Below are 15,827 nucleotides of genomic sequence, written 5' to 3' on the forward strand. Positions count from 1 at the left end.
TGCCCCACCGCATCTTCGGTCCGGAACCGGCATATCGTCTCCGGATCATCGCCGGAAACAGCAGCACGGCATTTTCGGTAACACCACTTACCGTAATATCCCGCGGCTGGATAGGGCAATGATTTCGCGATATCCGATGTGGACAAGCCGCGAGAGCCCGCAGCACGGACCGCGACGGCCTATCCCTCGATCACCAAGGCACGTTCCGGACAGGCGCCGACCCCCCGGCGGGCGTGGTCGACCTGGTCCGCATCGAGATCAGTAGCGGCAACAGTCGAATAGCCGTCGTCGTCGAGAGGGAAGAGGTCGGGGTCCATGACGTGACACAGCGCGTGCCCGGCACACCGCCCGGTCTCCAGCCGCAGCCTCATCGGAGCGTCACCGGAAGATTGGTGACCGCCCGCACCGCCACGTTGTCGTAGACCAAGTCGGCGACCTCGATGTCGAACAGGGGTATTTTCCCGAGTATCTCCTGCAACGCGATGCGCAGTTCCAGCCGGGCCAGATGAGAACCGAGGCAGCGGTGGGTCCCACTCGCGAACGTCATATGCCCCGTGCGTTCGCGGCGGAAATCCACCCGGAGCGGATCGTCGTGATATGTCGGATCCACGTTGGCCGCGGCCCAGAACGCATTGATCTCCTCGCCGGCGGCAACGACCAGCCCGTCACCGAGATCGATATCGCGCTCCGCGTATCGCATACCGGACGGGACCGGCGATTCGAACCGGAGCAACTCCTCGATCGCGGGTGCCAGCAGGTCAGGCGAATCGATCAGCTCCTGGCGCTGGTCCGGATGGCGGCCGAGCCAGGCAACAAGGCACGACAACGAAGAGGTCACGGTATCCAGACCCGCGAACATCAGCAGGAACAGAATGTTGACGAGTTCGAACTCGGTGAGCGGCTCGCCCGCCACCTCCGCTCGCATGAGGTCGGCGATGACATCGTCATCCCGGTCCAGGCGGCCGCGCTTATCGACGAGGAAGCTGCTGAAGTACTCCAGCAGCTTTCCGCCCGCTGCCGCCATATGGGCGTCGATCTCCTCGGTGGTCTCCCCTTCGGGGTGAATGACTCCATCCTTGAACTCGAGGAAGAAGTCGAGGTCGGATAACGGCGCCCCGACGAGCCCGAGGAAAATTTGGCAGGGCAACGGCGTACAGAACGCGCCGTACCATTCGGCACCGCCGGACGCCCGAGCATCATCGATGAGCTCGCTCGCCAGCCGGCGAATACTCTCTTCCAGCCGCTGCACCTGTTTCGGAGCGAACAGCGGATCGAGCAGCCGCCGCCATTTCTTGTGTTCCGGGCCGTCGATCTCGAGTGGGATCAACCGTGCGTCATGACCGAAACTTCCGCCTCGCCCGCCATTGCCGAGGATATCCATATGTTTGTTGAGGGCGAGGATGTCCTCGTGGCGGTAGACGTGGAGGGCCCCGTCGAGATGCTCGGCGCGCACATCTCTGGCCTTCTCGAGATAGATGTGTTGCGGTTCCGCCAGGTTCTTCACCTGTTGGGACAGGCCCGATACGCGCGGATCGAACCGGGAGCTGGTGGGCTGCATACTTTTCCTTCGGTATCGGAGGACGGCGGCGATCGTTGCGGGGCGTCACCGTCGAGGGGGACGGTTCGGCGGCATTCGTGAACGCCGAGAGTGCCTCAGCGGTCGATCTGGTCCCGGAGATCGTCCGGGATCGAACCAGCGGTGATATCTGTCTCTTCACCGAGGTCGGTCGGGAAGATGATCGACGTACGCGCGAATTGCCCGCCGTCGGTGGCCTGGATCGTCTGACCGGACATATAGGCCGACTCGTCCGAGACCAGGAACAATGCGAGATGGGCATTGTCGCGGAGCACCGGCGGCCGGTCGACACGCAACGGCATGGCCCGTTTGTCGGGATCCCACGGTTGCATCTCTTCGTAGGATTTCCCCAGCACCTCGGCATCCGGCGGCAACGCGAAGTTCACCGACATACCGTGCGTGGGACACAGCGCGTTCGCCCTGATCCCGAACTTCCCGAATTCGAGCGCGGCCGCGCGGACGAGACCGTTCACCGCGGCCTTGGACGCGGTGTACATCGGGAAACCGGGATAGGCGGTGAACGACGCGGCCGACGACGTTGCCAGCAACGCACCGGCGGTCTTGTCACCGATCATTCGCCGGGCCGCCGCCCGCCAGGCCAGATAGATACCGGTGGTATTCACCGCGAAAATATTGTTCCAGTCGTCCAGCGACGACTCGGCCAGCGGCTGCATCCCGAAGCCCGGTTCCGGAATACCGGCGTTCGCCCACATCACATCGATCCGGCCGTAGGCATCTACAGCTGTTCCGACCAGAGCGTTCATATCGGCTTCGCTCCGCACATCCGCGTCCACCGCGGTGGCGGTTCCACCGAGCGACCGGATCTCGTCCGCGACTTTCTGCGATCGCCCCGCAACGACATCGCTGACAATCACCCGCGCGCCCTCGGCAGCGAAGAGCAATGCGCCTTCCCGCCCGAGACCGGAGCCTGCTCCGGTGATGGCGACGACCTTGTCCTGCATACGCATGCTGATGACTCCTTCTACTTCGCCGGGCTGGCGATCGATTTGATCCGCAGGTACTCGCGGAACCCTGCGACGCCGTGCTCCACACCGTCCCCGCTGATGCCGTAGCCACCGAACGGCGCGTCCGGCGACAGATAGAACGAGTTGTTGATATTCACCGTCCCGGCGCGCAGCTTGTTCGCGACTGCCCAGGCCCGTTCCTCGTCGGCCGACTGCACATAGGCCGAGAGCCCATAACGGGAATTGTTGGCCACGCGCACGGCTTCGTCGTCATCGCCCTCGTAGCGGATTACCGAAAGGACCGGGCCGAACACCTCGGTCTGCGCGATTTCGGAGTTCTCGTCGACATCGGCCAGCAGGGTGGGCTCGTACCAGAAGCCACGGTCGAACCGCTCACCACGCTTGCCGCCGGCGAGTAGCCGGGCACCGGCCGCGACGGCCCGGTCGACCAGGCCCTCCATCCGCTGCAACTGGTCCTCGCGGATGATGGGCCCGACCAGGTTCGCCGGATCCGTCGGGTCACCCCAGGGCAGGTTCGCGATCATGGATTCGAGCCGGACGAGTACCTCGTCGTAGATATCGGCGTGCACCACCATCCGGGTCGCCAGGGCACAGCCCTGGCCGCTGTTCGACATGCACATCGCCACACCCAGCCCGCATGCCATGTCCAGGTTCGCGTCCGGCAGCAGCACATTCGCCGATTTGCCGCCGAGTTCCAGCACCGAATGCCGGATGCCGTTGGCGGCGCGCTCGGCGATCCGCTGCCCGACGCCCGGGGAACCGGTGAAGTGATAGAGGTCGATTCGCTGGTCGGCGGTCATGGCGTCGCCGACGATGGCTTTGTCCGCGGCGCTGAGCGTGTGGAATGCGCCTTTCGGGATATCGGTGGACTCGCTGACGACCTGTGCCAGCAATCCCGCCGTGAGCGGGGTATCCGGCGAGCTCTTCAGAACCACCGCGTTGCCGGTGGCCAAGCCGTGGTGCACTTTCCAGATCGCCGTCATGAACGGGGCGTTCCACGGGGTGATGGCCCCGACCACGCCGTACGGCTCGTAGCGGATGCGACGCAGGCTGGGATTGCCGAGGATCTCGTAGGCGGGCAGGTCTTCTTCCCACTGGAACGACGTGATCAGGTCGTTGAAGAAATCCATCCCGTCGATCATCACATCGACGTGCGTCGCCATATTCGCCGCGCAGACGCCCGCTTCGGCAGTGAGCAGCGCCTTGAACTCGGCGGCCCGTTCGCGCAGCCCCTGCTGCAGCTGCACCAGACATTTCCGCCGGAACTCGTGGTCGCCACCCCAATCCGAGGTGTCCGCGAAACGGCGGGCGGCCTCGATGGCATCGGCCGCGTCCTCGGGTCCCGCGTCGGCGGCTTCCGCGATCACGGACTCGTCGGCCGGGTTGACAACCGGGTAGCGGCGACCGGATCGCGCATCACGGAACTCGCCGTCGATGAACAGGCGGCCTTCGAACGTAGGCATCGTGAGTCTCCTCGTGGGTGGTGTCTGAATGAAGCTGCACCGGACAGGCTTTGCAGGTGCGGCAAGCGGCGACACGCTCGGTCCGCCGGCGCCGAAACGAAGCTCGTGTACGTCACCGTGACGCGTATCTCATAATGATCTAACTGTAATTCAGATCACCTGTCAAGGGAGTGTCACTCCCCTAGTTTCCCCGCCGACTCCCGCGGACGCAATCGCGTCATGCGAGGATGAATCGATGACGACCAGCACCGACCGCAAGCGCCGATCGTCTGCCGAGGTCAGGCAGCTCATCGCCGAAGCGGCCGCGGCGGAATTCGTGGCGAACGGATTCGAGCGGACGACGATCCGTTCCGTCGCGCAGCGCGCCGGCGTCACGGAGTCGATGGTGTTCCGCCACTTCGAATCCAAACCAGAGCTCTTCCGGGCAACCGCCGCCGCGCCACTGGTCTCGTTAATGGAGGAATACGCCCGAAGACTGGGAGCGGAACCCTCGCAGAAACCGTGGGATGTCACCTATCGCTTCGTCTCCGGCATGTACGACTTGTGTTCCACCAACCGGCAGATCGTGCTCTCACTCGCAGGCACCGGCATCGGCGACTCCGTATCCGACGGCTCACCACTGGCCCCCTGCCTGCACGCCCTCGTCGACGGCGTCCACCGCTACATGGAGGCGAACGGAAACGAGGCGACGAACGATATCCGCGACTCCGTCCGGCTCACCGTGGCACTCGTACTCGGTGCCTCACTCAGTGCCGACGCCCTGTTCCCGGCGACCTACAGCCCGGACGACGTACGCACCGCACTGACCCGTTATGTACTGCACGGAGCCGGATACACACGGAACGACATCGCGGACCCCAGCTGACGGCGGACAGGCCCCGCCCTCGGCGGCGTCGGAGTGGACGCGCTCAGTTTGTGTTTCACGATCCGAGCGGTGTCGACAGCACTCCAGCCGATCAGGCTCGAGCGAGAGCGTGTCGCCTGATCCACATCGGCATCTCGGCCCAGGCGACAGGAAATGGGGACACCGCCCAGGAGTCCCTCAGGCCTGAGCCTTCTTCTGCGGGCACCTTCGGGCGAAGCCCTCGATGGCGTCCCAGATTTCGGTGCGGGTGCGGGCGAAGTTGTGCATATGCGCCATGCGTGGCACGACCTTCACGGTGATATCCCACGTTCCGCGATAGGCGGTCGGCTCCGCCCAGGGGTCGGGCAGGGTGTCGCGCTCGCCACCGGCCACCAGCACCGGCACGTCGATCGCCGCCGCTTCGGCCGAAACAGCACCATCGGTCATCATGGTTATCGCGCACGCGGGAACGGTGGCGCTACCCCAGGGCGTGGACTCGTCACCGCGTACCATCCCGGTGTAGGGCCGGAAGGTCGCGAGGTCGGCCTCCATGAGTTCCGGCTCTTCATCCGGCCAGTGGAAACAGAACCGGTAATGGGAGTCGTCCGGGTTGACTCGGCCGAGGACCTGATCCGCGATGGGCCGCAGGTCGGTTCCGCGCGAGGGCATGGGGTAGGTATGCCGGCTACCGTCGGGAGCGGGAAAGTTGGTGAAGGTCCCACTCCAGCCCAAGAAAGCCACACCGTCGAAGGTGCGGTGATTCGCCTGCTGCACGGTCAGCAGACAGCCTCCCATCGATTGGCCCATGCCCACGGCGGCGACATGCTCGATCGGTGGAACGCCCGCGATCAGCGTACCTATCGACAATCCGTCCAGTACCGCCACCACGGTGGCGTGGTTCGCCGCCGCGAGATTCTCGTAGGTGAGGCCGAACATGTCCGGCTGATCACTGTCGCCGACATAGAGGTGATCGCAGGCAACGAAAGCGAAGCCATGATTCGTGTGATACTCGGCTTGGCTGTAGCCGGGCAAAGTCTGTATGTCGAAGTATCGTCGGCCGAACCCGCCGCCGGGGAATCCGAACAGGACTGGCAACGGACCGTCGGCCCGGTCGGGTAGGTGCACCGTCACTGCCGTACACAACTCACCCGGCAGATCGGTGGCTCCGGTGACGTCGATTTTGAGGTCATACGAGCGCATTACGACTCCTACAGCTATTTCAGCTATTTCTCGGTAGCGGGCCAGGATGCGTCAGTCCGCGCCGTCGGCCGCATACCGCTCGATGCGAGCCACACGGTCCGCGCCTGGTCTGAACTCAGGACTTATTCGGTATTGATCCGCGGGCCCGGCAAACCACAGGTGCACGGCGCCTCGACGATCGCCCCATTGATATCGAGAGCGATATCGCGACCCCGGAACAGCCTGTCCCCCACCACCGTCAGGGCAAGACCACTGGCCGTGGCGGTGAACCGCCATTCCGCGGGGTCGATATGCAGCCCTTTCCGCTCCGGGCAGGAGAACGCCGGCACGGGGCCGAGCATGGCCATTTCGGCGGGTTGCAGGCCGGCCCGGCGGAGTTGTTCGACGGCATCGCCCCGCGCCCAGAGCACCGGCACCTCCGCGAGCCTGGCCGCCGCCTCGTCATCGGCGAGCAACGCATCGGCCGCCTCACCGGACAACCCGGCGACGACCTTGATCGGCAGAGCACTCAGCAGCGTCGCCACCCGGCGGGCATCCCAGGCGTAGGGCTCGGCATTGCTGAACACCACGCCCGTGTCGCGTATTGCTCGGACCAAGGGGCCGAACCACGGACCTTCGGAGTTGCGAGCTGTCAGCAGCGCATGATCGCCCGGACCGACCTCCCAGGCCTCCAGCAGGCGCCGGGCCCATATCGTGTCGCGCTCGACCTCGGGCCACCCGATCTCGAAGCCGACCATCCCGTCCGCGCGACGGAACTGTCCGATACCGGCCAGCGACGGATGCCGTCCCGCCATGGTCGCAGCTATCGAATTACGGCTCATGCCTTCACCACTCTCGGGAACTTGGCCACACTCGAACTGCGCGCCACCAGATCGTCGACCGGTACCAACTCGATCTCGGGTTCGACACCCACCCGGTCGGTCACCGCGGCACGCAACCGGACGCCCAGATCGGCCAGGTCCAGACCGTCGGCCGGCGCATAGCCGACCCGCAGCCGCAATCGGTCGACCACCCGCTCCTCCCGGATGATCTGGAACATCCCGTCATGGGTCTCTTCCTGTGTTTCGACTGCCTTCCACACCTCACCGACGACAACTGGCCGGCCTCGCACGATCGTCTCGTCGCCCAACCGGCCGATGATCCACTGCCGCAGATGTGTGCGCCCACATCCGCACCTACCCGGGTCGAACCGGACGAGATCTCCACTGCGGTAACGGATCAGCGGCGCGGCCTGGTTGTCGAGGTCGGTGGCGACCAGCTCACCGACCTCACCCGCCGGCACGGTTCCACGCCCTTCGGGCTCCAGGTTCTCGGCGAGGACCAGGTCCTCCCACAGGTGGAATCCGTTGTGCTCCCGGCATTCCCAGGCCGTTCCGGTGTCACCGGCACTGGAGTAGATGAACAGTTCCACGCCCCACTCTTCGCTGACCTTGGCCGCCAGCGCGGCACCGAGCGGTTGTCCCGCGAACGACGCGCCCCGGAGCGAGGACAACGCATCCCGCAGGTCATATGAACCTGCGAGGCGCTCCAGCTCGAGTACTGTCGGCATGATCAACTGTATGTAGGTCGGCCGGTATCGCTGCAGAGCGGCGATGATCTCCGCGCCCTGACCGATCCAGGCGTCGACATAGATGGGCACGAGTCCCATCTCCTGGTAGAACGTGTCGAAGAAACCACGGAACACACCCGCCGGGACGATCACTCGATCTCCGGGCCGGACGCCGAGTTCCCAGAGATCACGGGCCGAACAGGCCGGCAACGGTGGCGCGGCGTCCCAGATCTCGGGTAGCAACTCCGGAGCGCCGGTCGTGCCCGAGGTGGACATGACCGAGGTGAGCCGGCTCGTCGGAACCTGCAACAGGCCCGAGAACGGGTCGCCGGTGCGGGCCCGGTAGGCCCGCAGGTCGTCCTTCGCGAAGGTCGGGACCATCTCGAAGAAATCGTCGAGCGAACGCACCCGAGCCGGATCTACCCCGGCCGCGGACCAGAGCTCGCGATAGAACGGCGAATTCTCGTACGCGGCGGGAACGAGCTCGAGTACCCGCTTCTCCTGTGCCGCTCGTATGCCTTCGCGGGACATCGTTTCGATATCCGGCTGGAAGAACCGCCGGTTCGGGTCGTCGGCATTCGATTCGAATGCACTGGACGGTGCTACATCCACGTCGTCTTCCTTCGTAGGTCCGACCTCAGCAAGAGATGTGGATCACACCGTAGGACGGTTGGAGCCGTGCAGCCAGGGAACATTGTTCTCTTCGCTTCTGGCCCCGCCGCTGAAGACTTAGTAGAATAATATAAAGGTTTGTTGGAAAACGCGTATCGCGATCAGTGAGCAGAGGTGCCCGAGTTGCAGCCGCCCGTCATCATGTGCGCAAACGACGAACAGGGTGATGCCTACGGCCCGCACCCGGCGCGTGATGCCGAGACCCGGAAAATTCTCGGTGCGGCACGGCTGGTGCTCGAACGATCACACTTCCGATCCCTGAAGATCCGCCAGGTACTCGCGGCGTCGGGCACCTCCGCGAGCAATTTCTATCGCCGATTCCCGAGCAAAGCCCACCTGCTCCTGGCCGTACTCGAGGACGAGGTGCGGCTGGCCGACCGCCGATACCGCAACGAGGTCGACTGCGCCGCCCCGATCGCCGACCAGCTGAACACCTGGTTGCGGCACACCCTCGGCACAGCTTCCGGCCGAGCACACGCTCTGCGTACCAGGTTGTTCCTGGACCGCGACCTGCTCGAGGCATTTCCGGAGCAGGTCCGAGGATTACACCGGATAGCCGACGATCAGCTCGGTGAGATCATCCGACGCGGCATGCGTACCGGAGAACTACGGCCCGGCGATCCCGAGGCCGATGCGATGCTCATGGGACAGCTCGTCCGCGGACTCCTGCCCAGCAGCATCAGCATCGGCCTTCCCGGCGACGAGGACCCGGTGGCCCGAGTGCAAACCTTCGTGCTGCGTGCCCTCGGCGGCACCCACTGACCTCCCGCGACGCCCTGCGCGACACGGGCCGCCCGAGGAGCTACCGAGGAACAACTCCCTGCCGTTCTCCGCAGGTGATAGCGCCGCGGTCCGCACACGGATGCCGCCGACTTTCAGAGAGGGCCTCAGGGCAGGCTCGCGTCGGCAAACCATCCGGACCTGGAGGCAGCCACCGTTTCGCCCACCCTCGCCCCGCAAGATAGAGTAATTATTAATCTATTAAGGCTTGACTGAAGATGAGGTTCCGACCATGAGATTGCGGCTCGATCAGGAACTCGAGGACTTACGCGCTGCGGTCGACGGACAGGCCGCGCGGACCATCGCACCGCTGGCGGAAAAGGTCGACCGCACCCAGACGTTCTCACCGGAGCTGTGGGCAGCGGTGCGCGAGACCGGACTGTCCCGGCTGCCCTTCGCCGAAGAGTACGGCGGGGAGGGCGGTACGGTGCGCGCCTACGTTGTCGCCACCTGCGAGGTCGCCCGGCACTGCCCCGTCGCGGCCCTGTATCCGGGCACATCCATCCAGGTCGCGATGACACTGCTCCGGCACGGCACGCCCGAACAGGTCGAGCGCTATGTGCCCGGCCTCGTCGCCGGGGACACCATCGCATCGTGGGCATTCACCGAGCCGGCCACCGGCTCCGATCCGCGCCAGATCACCACGCGTGCCGAACGGGACGGAACCGGATGGCGGTTGACCGGTGCCAAACAGTTCATCTCCTTCTCGGGACAAGCCGATATCGCCTTGGTATTCGCGCGGACCTCGGAAACGGCGCTGGGCGCGTTCCTGGTGGATACCACCGATCCCGGCTGGCAGACCGGCCCACCCAGCGAGGTCTTGTCGATGGGTGGCACCGAGGCGAGGCCGGTAACTCTGGACGGTGTCCGAGTCCCGGAAGCGGGCCTCGTGGGCGGCATCGACGCGGGATTCGACGTGATGCTCGCCGGAGAGGCATTCGGCAAGGTCCGCGCCGCGACGATCAGTGTCGGCATCGCCGCCCGCGCGCTCGAAGAAGCCGGAGCCTACGCACTGACACGGGAACATCGGGGCACACCGATCGGACGAAGATTCCCTACGGTCCAGGCATTGCTCGGCCGCGCGCAAGCCTCCGCTCTGAGCGCGGAATCGCTTGTCCTGACGTGCGCGGACCTGCTGGATCGGGGACTGCCGGTACCGGCCGAGGCCGCTTCCGCACGACTGGTGGCCGGACGGGCAGCCCGCGAATCCACCGAGGCCGCGCTACACGTATGCGGCGCGTACGGCCTCACCCGGGACATGGTCGTGGAACGGCTCTACCGCGAGGCGGTGTTCTTCGATGTCTCCCAGGGTGTGTCCGAGATCCAGCAAATCATCGTCGGCCGCGAACTGCTGACCGACGCCGGCAAACGAGGTGTTTCACGATGACGAGCACAGCTCATCCACTCGATCTCACCGGGCACGTCGCCCTCGTCACCGGCGGCAACTCCGGTGTCGGACTAGGTATGGCGGACGGTCTCGCCCGCGCCGGAGCCGATGTGTGTATCTGGGGCCGCAGCCCCGACAAGAACAAGGCAGCCGTCGAGCAACTGCTCGCACACGGTCGCCGTGCCGTGGCATACGAGGTGGATATCGCCGACGAATCCGCCGTCGTCGCCGGGTTCGCCCGGCTCGTCGAGGAGTTCGGCCGGCTCGACTCCTGTTTCGCCAATGCGGCGAAAGCCAATGCGATGACCAACCCGCCGTTTCTGGAGTCGACTCTGGACGACTGGCGCGAACTGATGCGAGTCGATCTCGACGGTGCCTATCTCACCACCCGGGAGGCCGCCCGGCATATGAAGGCCTTGGGCAACGGCGGCAGTATCGTCCTGACCTCCAGCATCGCGGCCCTGTTCGGCTCGCCGCGGGAGGAAGCATATGCGGCGGCGAAAGCCGGCCTGCTGGCGCTCGCCCGATCGCTCGCTGTGGAGTTCGGCCGGCATCGGATCCGGGCGAATGCCGTTCTCCCCGGCTGGACCCGTTCGCCGGTCTTCGACGGATGGCTGGACAATCCCGCGGTCAGCGAGAAGATCCTGTCCCGGATCCCCCTGCGGCGCTGGGGGACTCCGGAGGACTGGGCGGGGATAGCCATCTACCTGGCCAGCCCGGCATCGTCGTTCCACACCGGCGACTCCTTCCGGCTCGACGGCGGGTTCGGGGTCTTCTGAATTCTGTCCGGCAGATCGTCATGATGTTTCACTCGGAAAGGACTTGAATGAGCGACAGCAATCCCATCTCCCTACTCGTCACCGGCGCCACCGGTATGCAGGGCGGCGCCGTCGCCCGGGCGGCACACCGGTCCGGCATCGAGGTGACGGCGCTGGTGCGCAATCCCGACACCGACCCGGCTCGCGCGCTGGCGGCAGAAGGTATCCGGCTCGCTGTCGGTGACCTCGAAGACGCCGCCTCGCTGCACGCCGCCTGCGAAGGGTGCTCCACGGTCTTCTCTGTCCAGTTGCCGCCGACCCGGGACCAGGACTCCGAGCGGCGCCAGGGGTCGAACTTGGCGCGGGCCGCGGAAAAAGCAGGCGTCCGCCACCTCGTCCACACGTCGGTGTCCGGGACCGGATGGCGAACCGACCACGCCCATGTAGACCCCGGCCCGACAGCCAACTACTGGGAGAGCAAGGAAGACGTCGAAGCGCTGGTCCGTGCGGCGGGCCCTGCCTACACCATCGTGAAACCGGCGTTCTTCCTCGAGAATTTCGTGAACCCCAAAGCCCGCCACATGTTCCCGCTGCTTTCCCGCGGCGAGTTGCCGGTCGCGAGCGCGGCGGACACCCGTGTCGCGGTGATCGGCGCCGAGGAATTCGGAAGTATCGTCGTGACGATCGCCCGCGATGCCGAACGCTTCGCCGGTGCGGAGATCGAGCTCGGCAGCGACGCCGTGACCTTCTCGGAGATCGCGGAGATCATCAGCGCGGTCACCGGGCGGCGGGTTACGGCGGCGCATCTGTCCGCGGCGGAACTCGATCGTCTGCTCGGCAAGCGTTCCTGGTCGCCCACTCAGGTCTGGCTCGACGAAGTCGGCTACCCGGCACGACCCGAACACGCCGCGGCACACGGCCTCGAGATCACCACGACAACCCGCCGATGGGCTGAACGCCACCGCGACGAACTGCTCGCCGTCACCGAACCGCGGGACTGAACACACTCGACCGACAATGCGATGGCCGCCAGGGTTCTCCCTGGCGGCCATCGCATTCGATGCGGGATACGGTCCCGCTGAGGGCGGGTTGCTGCCCGCCCTCAGTACAGTCCGATCAACGAGGACCGAACCGCTGGGCGCCGTCGAGCCGGACCACTTCGCCGTTGATATAGCCGTTGGTCAGCAGATGCTCGACGAGGGCCGCGAATTCTTCCGGAGCACCGAGACGTTTCGGGAACGGGATATTGCCGGTGAACTTCGCCAGCGCCTCCTCGCCCACCGATTCCATCATCGCCGTATGCATGGTCCCGGGCGCCACCGTGTTCACCCGGACACCGACCGCACTGAGATCCCGTGCCGCCGCCAGCGTGAGGCCCACAACACCTGCCTTCGCCGCCGCGTAGGACGTCTGGCCGATCTGTCCTTCGTACGCAGCGATCGATGCGGTGGCGACCACCGAACCGCGCTCGCCCGCGGCGGTGGGCTCGCCGGCAGCCATCCGCGCCGCGCCGAGCCGCAACACGTTGTATGTCCCGACCAGATAGAGATCGAGCGTTTTGGTGAAGCCTTCGAGACTCGCCGGGCTACCGTCCCGGTTCACGACGCGTTCGGCGACTCCCCAGCCCCCGTGAGCGATCACGATATGACGCAGCGTGCCCAGTTCCGCTGCCGCGTCCAGCGCCGCGGACACCGATTCCTCGGAGGTCACATCGGTTCGCACGTACCGGGCGCCGGTGCCGAGGTCGGCGACCAGCTTCTCGGCGCGATCGTCGGCGAGGTCGGCGACGACCACGGCCTTTCCCGCTTTGTGCAGGCGACGGACGACGGCCTCGCCCAGCCCGCCCGCGCCACCGGTCACCAGCGCCACATCGGTTGCGGGGGTGCTCATATGTTCTCCGTTCGGTAATTCTGCGGTGGGATCGAATACGAGGAGCGGCTCATTCGCCGGTCCACACCGGTTCGCGCTTCTGTGCGAAAGCTTCGGCGCCTTCACGGGCGTCCCGGGAACTGAATACCGGCGCCATCAGCGTGCGCTGCCGGTCGAATGCCTCGGCATCGGACCAGCCGGCCGATTCGACAAGGATCTGCTTGGTGGTGGCGACGGCGAGCGGACCGTTGCGGCAGATACGGGCCGCGAGCTCGAGCGCGCCGTCGAGCGCCGCACCGGGCTCCACCAGGCGATTGACCAGACCGTACCGGTGACCCAGTTCGGCGGAGAAGGTATCGCCGGTCAGCGCCAGCTCCAGCGCGATCTGGTAGGGAATCCGCCGCGGCAGCCGCAGCAGACCGCCGCCACCCGCGACCAGGCCACGCTTGACCTCGGGTATTCCGAAAGCGGCGGTATGCGAGGCCACGATCAGGTCGGTCGCCAGCGCCAGCTCGGTGCCGCCGGCCAACGCGAATCCCTCGACCGCGGCGATAAGAGGTTTCTTCGGCGGTGCCTCGGTGAAACCGAGGCCCCGGCCTTTCACCTCCACATCCTCGCCCGCGAGAAACGCCTTCAGATCCATCCCCGCACAGAAGTTCCCACCGGCGCCGGTGAGCACACCGACCGAGAGATCGGCGCTGCTGTCGAGCAGTTTCATCGCCTCGGCCAGACCGTGACTGACCTCGGCGTTGATCGCATTGCGGGCTTCGGGCCGGTTGATCGTGACGACGAGGACACGCTCCCGGCGTTCGACGAGGAGGGCATCGGTGCGGGTCGACTCGGGCACCTTCGACGCACCCATGTCAGATCCGCTCGTAGATGGTCGCGTTGGCGGTCCCGCCACCCTCACACATGGTCTGCAGGCCGTACCGCTTGCCCGTCCGGACCAGGTAGTGGATCAGCGTGGTCGCCAGTCGGGCACCGGAGCAGCCGAGCGGATGCCCCAGGGCGATGGCGCCGCCCAGCGGATTGAGTTTCGCGTCGTCGGCACCGGTTTCGATCCGCCAGGCCAGCGGTACCGGAGCGAATGCCTCGTTGACCTCGAAGGCGTCGATATCGTCGATGCTCAGCCCGGATTTGCGCAGGGCCAGGGCGGTCGCCGGGATCGGGCCGGTGAGCATTTTGACCGGATCGTCGCCGGTCACCACTGCGGTGTGCACCCGGGCCAGGGGCTTCAGGCCGAGCCGGGCGGCATTCTCCGAGGTGGTGATGAGGACCCCGGCGGCGCCGTCGGAGATCTGCGAGGCATTTCCGGCGCTGATCAGCCCGCCGTCCTTGAAGGGCGTTTTCAGAGTCGCGAGCTTGTCCACGGTGGACCCGCGACGGATCCCCTCGTCCGCTTTCACGGTGGCGGCTCCGGTGGGAACCGCGATGGTCTCGGCGTCGAAGTCACCGGCGTCCTGTGCCGCAGCGGCGCGTTCATGGGAGCGCACGGAGTACTCGTCCAGTTGGGTGCGGGACAGCTTCCATTCTTCGGCGATCTTCTCGGCGCCGTATCCCTGGTTGAACATGCCGCCGAAACCGGGATCGGTCAGTTGGTCGGCATACCGGGTCACCGCCGGCCCGCCCATCTGACCGGTGCCCGGTACGGCGGAGGCGCCCATGGGGATGGCGGACATCATCTCTACGCCGCCCGCCACCACGACATCGGCCTGGCCGGAGACAACGGCGGCGGCAGCGGTGGAGATGGCCTGCTGCGAGGAGCCGCATTGCCGGTCCATGGTGAAACCGGGGACCGATTCCGGCCAGCCGGCGGCCAGCACCGCCATCCGGCCGATATTGCCCGACTGCTGGCCCACACTTTGTACGCTGCCCCAGTGCACATCGTCGACGACGGCGGGGTCGATACCGGTTCGCTCGGCGATCGCACTCAGTATCAGCGCGGACAACTCGACGGCGTGCACCTCGGCGAGGCCACCCCCTCGTTTGCCGATCGGTGTGCGCAGAGCCTCGACGATCACAGCGTCACGCATCTGGAAGTCCTCTCGCGTCAGGTTCATCGCCCGTATCCTTGCTACAGACACACGCACGATACGGGGTTATTAACTAAATAATTGCATTCTAACGGACGAGGTGCAACGACCCTGCACGGGTCGAGTTACCTGACCCCGGCCAGCGGGTCGACGCTGCCGGGTAGTGGTCGTCGACCTCGGCGCGCCGCAACTCAGCGTTCCCGTTATCCCGCGACCGAGTGGGGGTCCGGGGTCCCGGCCTCCCACTCTGCTCGATCCGATTCGGCGTCGACACCGGCCGTGTCTCACATTCCGCCGGTAAGCATGAGTGTGTCGCCTGTCAGATAACTGAGGTCGTCCGACATCAATGCGACCACCGCGCGCCCGATATCGCCTTCACAGTCACCGACCCTGCGCAGGGCCAGCGAGTTCTGCATGGCCTCGAATCGGTCGGGCTGCGTCCGGCTGAAGTCCTCCGACGCAGGCGACATCGCCACGGGCACAACGACGTTCACACGGATCCCGTACCGCCCCCACTCCCTGGCAGCGACCCGAGACAGTCCACGGATCGCTTCTTTCGCCATCGCGTACGCGCCGAACACGGCGTTCCCCATTACCGCCGTGCTCGAACCGAAGTTGACGATCGATCCGCTGCCCGCTTCACGCAGATGCGGAAGCGCTGCCTGCATCATGTAGAGCGTCCCCATCGCGCCGGTATTCCAGCAGAGGTT

Annotated in this window: 16 protein-coding genes; 5 read left to right on the forward strand and 11 right to left on the reverse strand. The window is 65.8% G+C overall.

Translation table 11 applies throughout. The features are described from left to right. Positions 1-179: 179 nt before the first annotated feature. The 4 genes from NFL01S_RS03415 to NFL01S_RS03430 form a co-directional block, all read right to left on the reverse strand. Positions 180-371 (reverse strand): ferredoxin, encoded by a 192-nt coding sequence (locus NFL01S_RS03415; protein ID WP_062971193.1) that lies wholly within the window; start codon positions 369-371, stop codon positions 180-182. Beyond that, a complete protein-coding gene (locus NFL01S_RS03420) occupies positions 368-1,558 on the reverse strand; it encodes a cytochrome P450 (protein WP_062971195.1) in 1,191 nt (396 codons plus the stop codon). The genes NFL01S_RS03415 and NFL01S_RS03420 overlap by 4 nt, the downstream gene beginning before the upstream one ends. Positions 1,559-1,653: 95 nt before the next feature. Continuing rightward, positions 1,654-2,544 (reverse strand): SDR family NAD(P)-dependent oxidoreductase, encoded by an 891-nt coding sequence (locus NFL01S_RS03425; RefSeq protein WP_062971197.1) that lies wholly within the window; start codon positions 2,542-2,544, stop codon positions 1,654-1,656. A 14-nt stretch (positions 2,545-2,558) separates the two neighbouring features. Beyond that, positions 2,559-4,025 carry an aldehyde dehydrogenase family protein gene (locus NFL01S_RS03430; protein WP_062971199.1) on the reverse strand — a complete coding sequence of 489 codons (1,467 nt, stop codon included), beginning with the start codon at positions 4,023-4,025 and terminating at the stop codon, positions 2,559-2,561. Positions 4,026-4,260: 235 nt separating this feature from the next. On the opposite strand from NFL01S_RS03430, the gene NFL01S_RS03435 reads away from it, so the two are divergent. Continuing rightward, positions 4,261-4,890, forward strand: a complete 630-nt coding sequence (locus NFL01S_RS03435) for a TetR/AcrR family transcriptional regulator (protein WP_062971201.1) — start codon at positions 4,261-4,263, stop codon at positions 4,888-4,890. Between the two features lie 177 nt (positions 4,891-5,067). Here NFL01S_RS03435 and NFL01S_RS03440 read toward each other — a convergent pair whose 3' ends face one another. The 3 genes from NFL01S_RS03440 to NFL01S_RS03450 form a co-directional block, all read right to left on the reverse strand. Further along, positions 5,068-6,069 (reverse strand): alpha/beta fold hydrolase, encoded by a 1,002-nt coding sequence (locus NFL01S_RS03440; RefSeq protein WP_062971203.1) that lies wholly within the window; start codon positions 6,067-6,069, stop codon positions 5,068-5,070. Between the two features lie 122 nt (positions 6,070-6,191). Beyond that, positions 6,192-6,890, reverse strand: a complete 699-nt coding sequence (locus NFL01S_RS03445; RefSeq protein ID WP_157116196.1) for a hypothetical protein — start codon at positions 6,888-6,890, stop codon at positions 6,192-6,194. Then, positions 6,887-8,230: a phenylacetate--CoA ligase family protein gene (locus NFL01S_RS03450; protein ID WP_062971207.1), complete on the reverse strand. Its 1,344-nt coding sequence runs from the start codon at positions 8,228-8,230 to the stop codon at positions 6,887-6,889. The genes NFL01S_RS03445 and NFL01S_RS03450 overlap by 4 nt, the downstream gene beginning before the upstream one ends. A gap of 174 nt (positions 8,231-8,404) precedes the next feature. On the opposite strand from NFL01S_RS03450, the gene NFL01S_RS03455 reads away from it, so the two are divergent. From NFL01S_RS03455 to NFL01S_RS03470, 4 genes are all read left to right on the forward strand, one after another. Further along, the gene (locus NFL01S_RS03455; protein ID WP_157116198.1) at positions 8,405-9,052 is read left to right on the forward strand and encodes a TetR/AcrR family transcriptional regulator; all 648 of its coding nucleotides are present in this window, start codon (positions 8,405-8,407) and stop codon (positions 9,050-9,052) included. A 250-nt stretch (positions 9,053-9,302) separates the two neighbouring features. Continuing rightward, a complete protein-coding gene (locus NFL01S_RS03460; RefSeq protein WP_062971209.1) occupies positions 9,303-10,457 on the forward strand; it encodes an acyl-CoA dehydrogenase family protein in 1,155 nt (384 codons plus the stop codon). Then, a complete protein-coding gene (locus tag NFL01S_RS03465; RefSeq protein ID WP_062971211.1) occupies positions 10,454-11,236 on the forward strand; it encodes an SDR family NAD(P)-dependent oxidoreductase in 783 nt (260 codons plus the stop codon). Before NFL01S_RS03460 ends, NFL01S_RS03465 begins: the two co-directional genes overlap by 4 nt. A 47-nt stretch (positions 11,237-11,283) precedes the next feature. Further along, entirely contained in the window at positions 11,284-12,216 is a 933-nt protein-coding gene (locus tag NFL01S_RS03470; protein WP_062971213.1) for an NmrA family NAD(P)-binding protein, read from the forward strand. A 115-nt stretch (positions 12,217-12,331) separates the two neighbouring features. On the opposite strand, the gene NFL01S_RS03475 is transcribed toward NFL01S_RS03470, so the two are convergent. The 4 genes from NFL01S_RS03475 to NFL01S_RS03490 all read right to left on the reverse strand — a co-directional run. Then, positions 12,332-13,105: an SDR family oxidoreductase gene (locus tag NFL01S_RS03475; RefSeq protein ID WP_062971215.1), complete on the reverse strand. Its 774-nt coding sequence runs from the start codon at positions 13,103-13,105 to the stop codon at positions 12,332-12,334. 49 nt (positions 13,106-13,154) lie between these two features. After that, the gene (locus NFL01S_RS03480; RefSeq protein ID WP_062971218.1) at positions 13,155-13,946 is read right to left on the reverse strand and encodes a crotonase/enoyl-CoA hydratase family protein; all 792 of its coding nucleotides are present in this window, start codon (positions 13,944-13,946) and stop codon (positions 13,155-13,157) included. Between the two features lies 1 nt (position 13,947). After that, positions 13,948-15,117 (reverse strand): thiolase family protein, encoded by a 1,170-nt coding sequence (locus tag NFL01S_RS03485; protein WP_062971431.1) that lies wholly within the window; start codon positions 15,115-15,117, stop codon positions 13,948-13,950. A gap of 284 nt (positions 15,118-15,401) precedes the next feature. Then, on the reverse strand, positions 15,402-15,827 hold a 426-nt coding region (locus tag NFL01S_RS03490; protein ID WP_157116200.1), incomplete at its 5' end, for an SDR family NAD(P)-dependent oxidoreductase.

The organism is Nocardia flavorosea NBRC 108225 (genome assembly GCF_001613385.1).
Lineage (GTDB): Bacteria > Actinomycetota > Actinomycetes > Mycobacteriales > Mycobacteriaceae > Nocardia > Nocardia flavorosea.

What these genes read in the sequence shown, in the direction of transcription:
- NFL01S_RS03440 (WP_062971203.1), bottom strand. Translation starts at nt 6,069, where the DNA reads ATGCGCTCGTATGACCTCAAAATCGACGTCACCGGAGCCACCGATCTG.
- NFL01S_RS03445 (WP_157116196.1), bottom strand. Translation starts at nt 6,890, where the DNA reads ATGAGCCGTAATTCGATAGCTGCGACCATGGCGGGACGGCATCCGTCG.
- NFL01S_RS03475 (WP_062971215.1), bottom strand. Translation starts at nt 13,105, where the DNA reads ATGAGCACCCCCGCAACCGATGTGGCGCTGGTGACCGGTGGCGCGGGC.
- NFL01S_RS03435 (WP_062971201.1), top strand. Translation starts at nt 4,261, where the DNA reads ATGACGACCAGCACCGACCGCAAGCGCCGATCGTCTGCCGAGGTCAGG.
- NFL01S_RS03420 (WP_062971195.1), bottom strand. Translation starts at nt 1,558, where the DNA reads ATGCAGCCCACCAGCTCCCGGTTCGATCCGCGCGTATCGGGCCTGTCC.
- NFL01S_RS03425 (WP_062971197.1), bottom strand. Translation starts at nt 2,544, where the DNA reads ATGCGTATGCAGGACAAGGTCGTCGCCATCACCGGAGCAGGCTCCGGT.
- NFL01S_RS03485 (WP_062971431.1), bottom strand. Translation starts at nt 15,117, where the DNA reads ATGCGTGACGCTGTGATCGTCGAGGCTCTGCGCACACCGATCGGCAAA.
- NFL01S_RS03470 (WP_062971213.1), top strand. Translation starts at nt 11,284, where the DNA reads ATGAGCGACAGCAATCCCATCTCCCTACTCGTCACCGGCGCCACCGGT.
- NFL01S_RS03480 (WP_062971218.1), bottom strand. Translation starts at nt 13,946, where the DNA reads ATGGGTGCGTCGAAGGTGCCCGAGTCGACCCGCACCGATGCCCTCCTC.
- NFL01S_RS03415 (WP_062971193.1), bottom strand. Translation starts at nt 371, where the DNA reads ATGAGGCTGCGGCTGGAGACCGGGCGGTGTGCCGGGCACGCGCTGTGT.
- NFL01S_RS03460 (WP_062971209.1), top strand. Translation starts at nt 9,303, where the DNA reads ATGAGATTGCGGCTCGATCAGGAACTCGAGGACTTACGCGCTGCGGTC.
- NFL01S_RS03430 (WP_062971199.1), bottom strand. Translation starts at nt 4,025, where the DNA reads ATGCCTACGTTCGAAGGCCGCCTGTTCATCGACGGCGAGTTCCGTGAT.
- NFL01S_RS03465 (WP_062971211.1), top strand. Translation starts at nt 10,454, where the DNA reads ATGACGAGCACAGCTCATCCACTCGATCTCACCGGGCACGTCGCCCTC.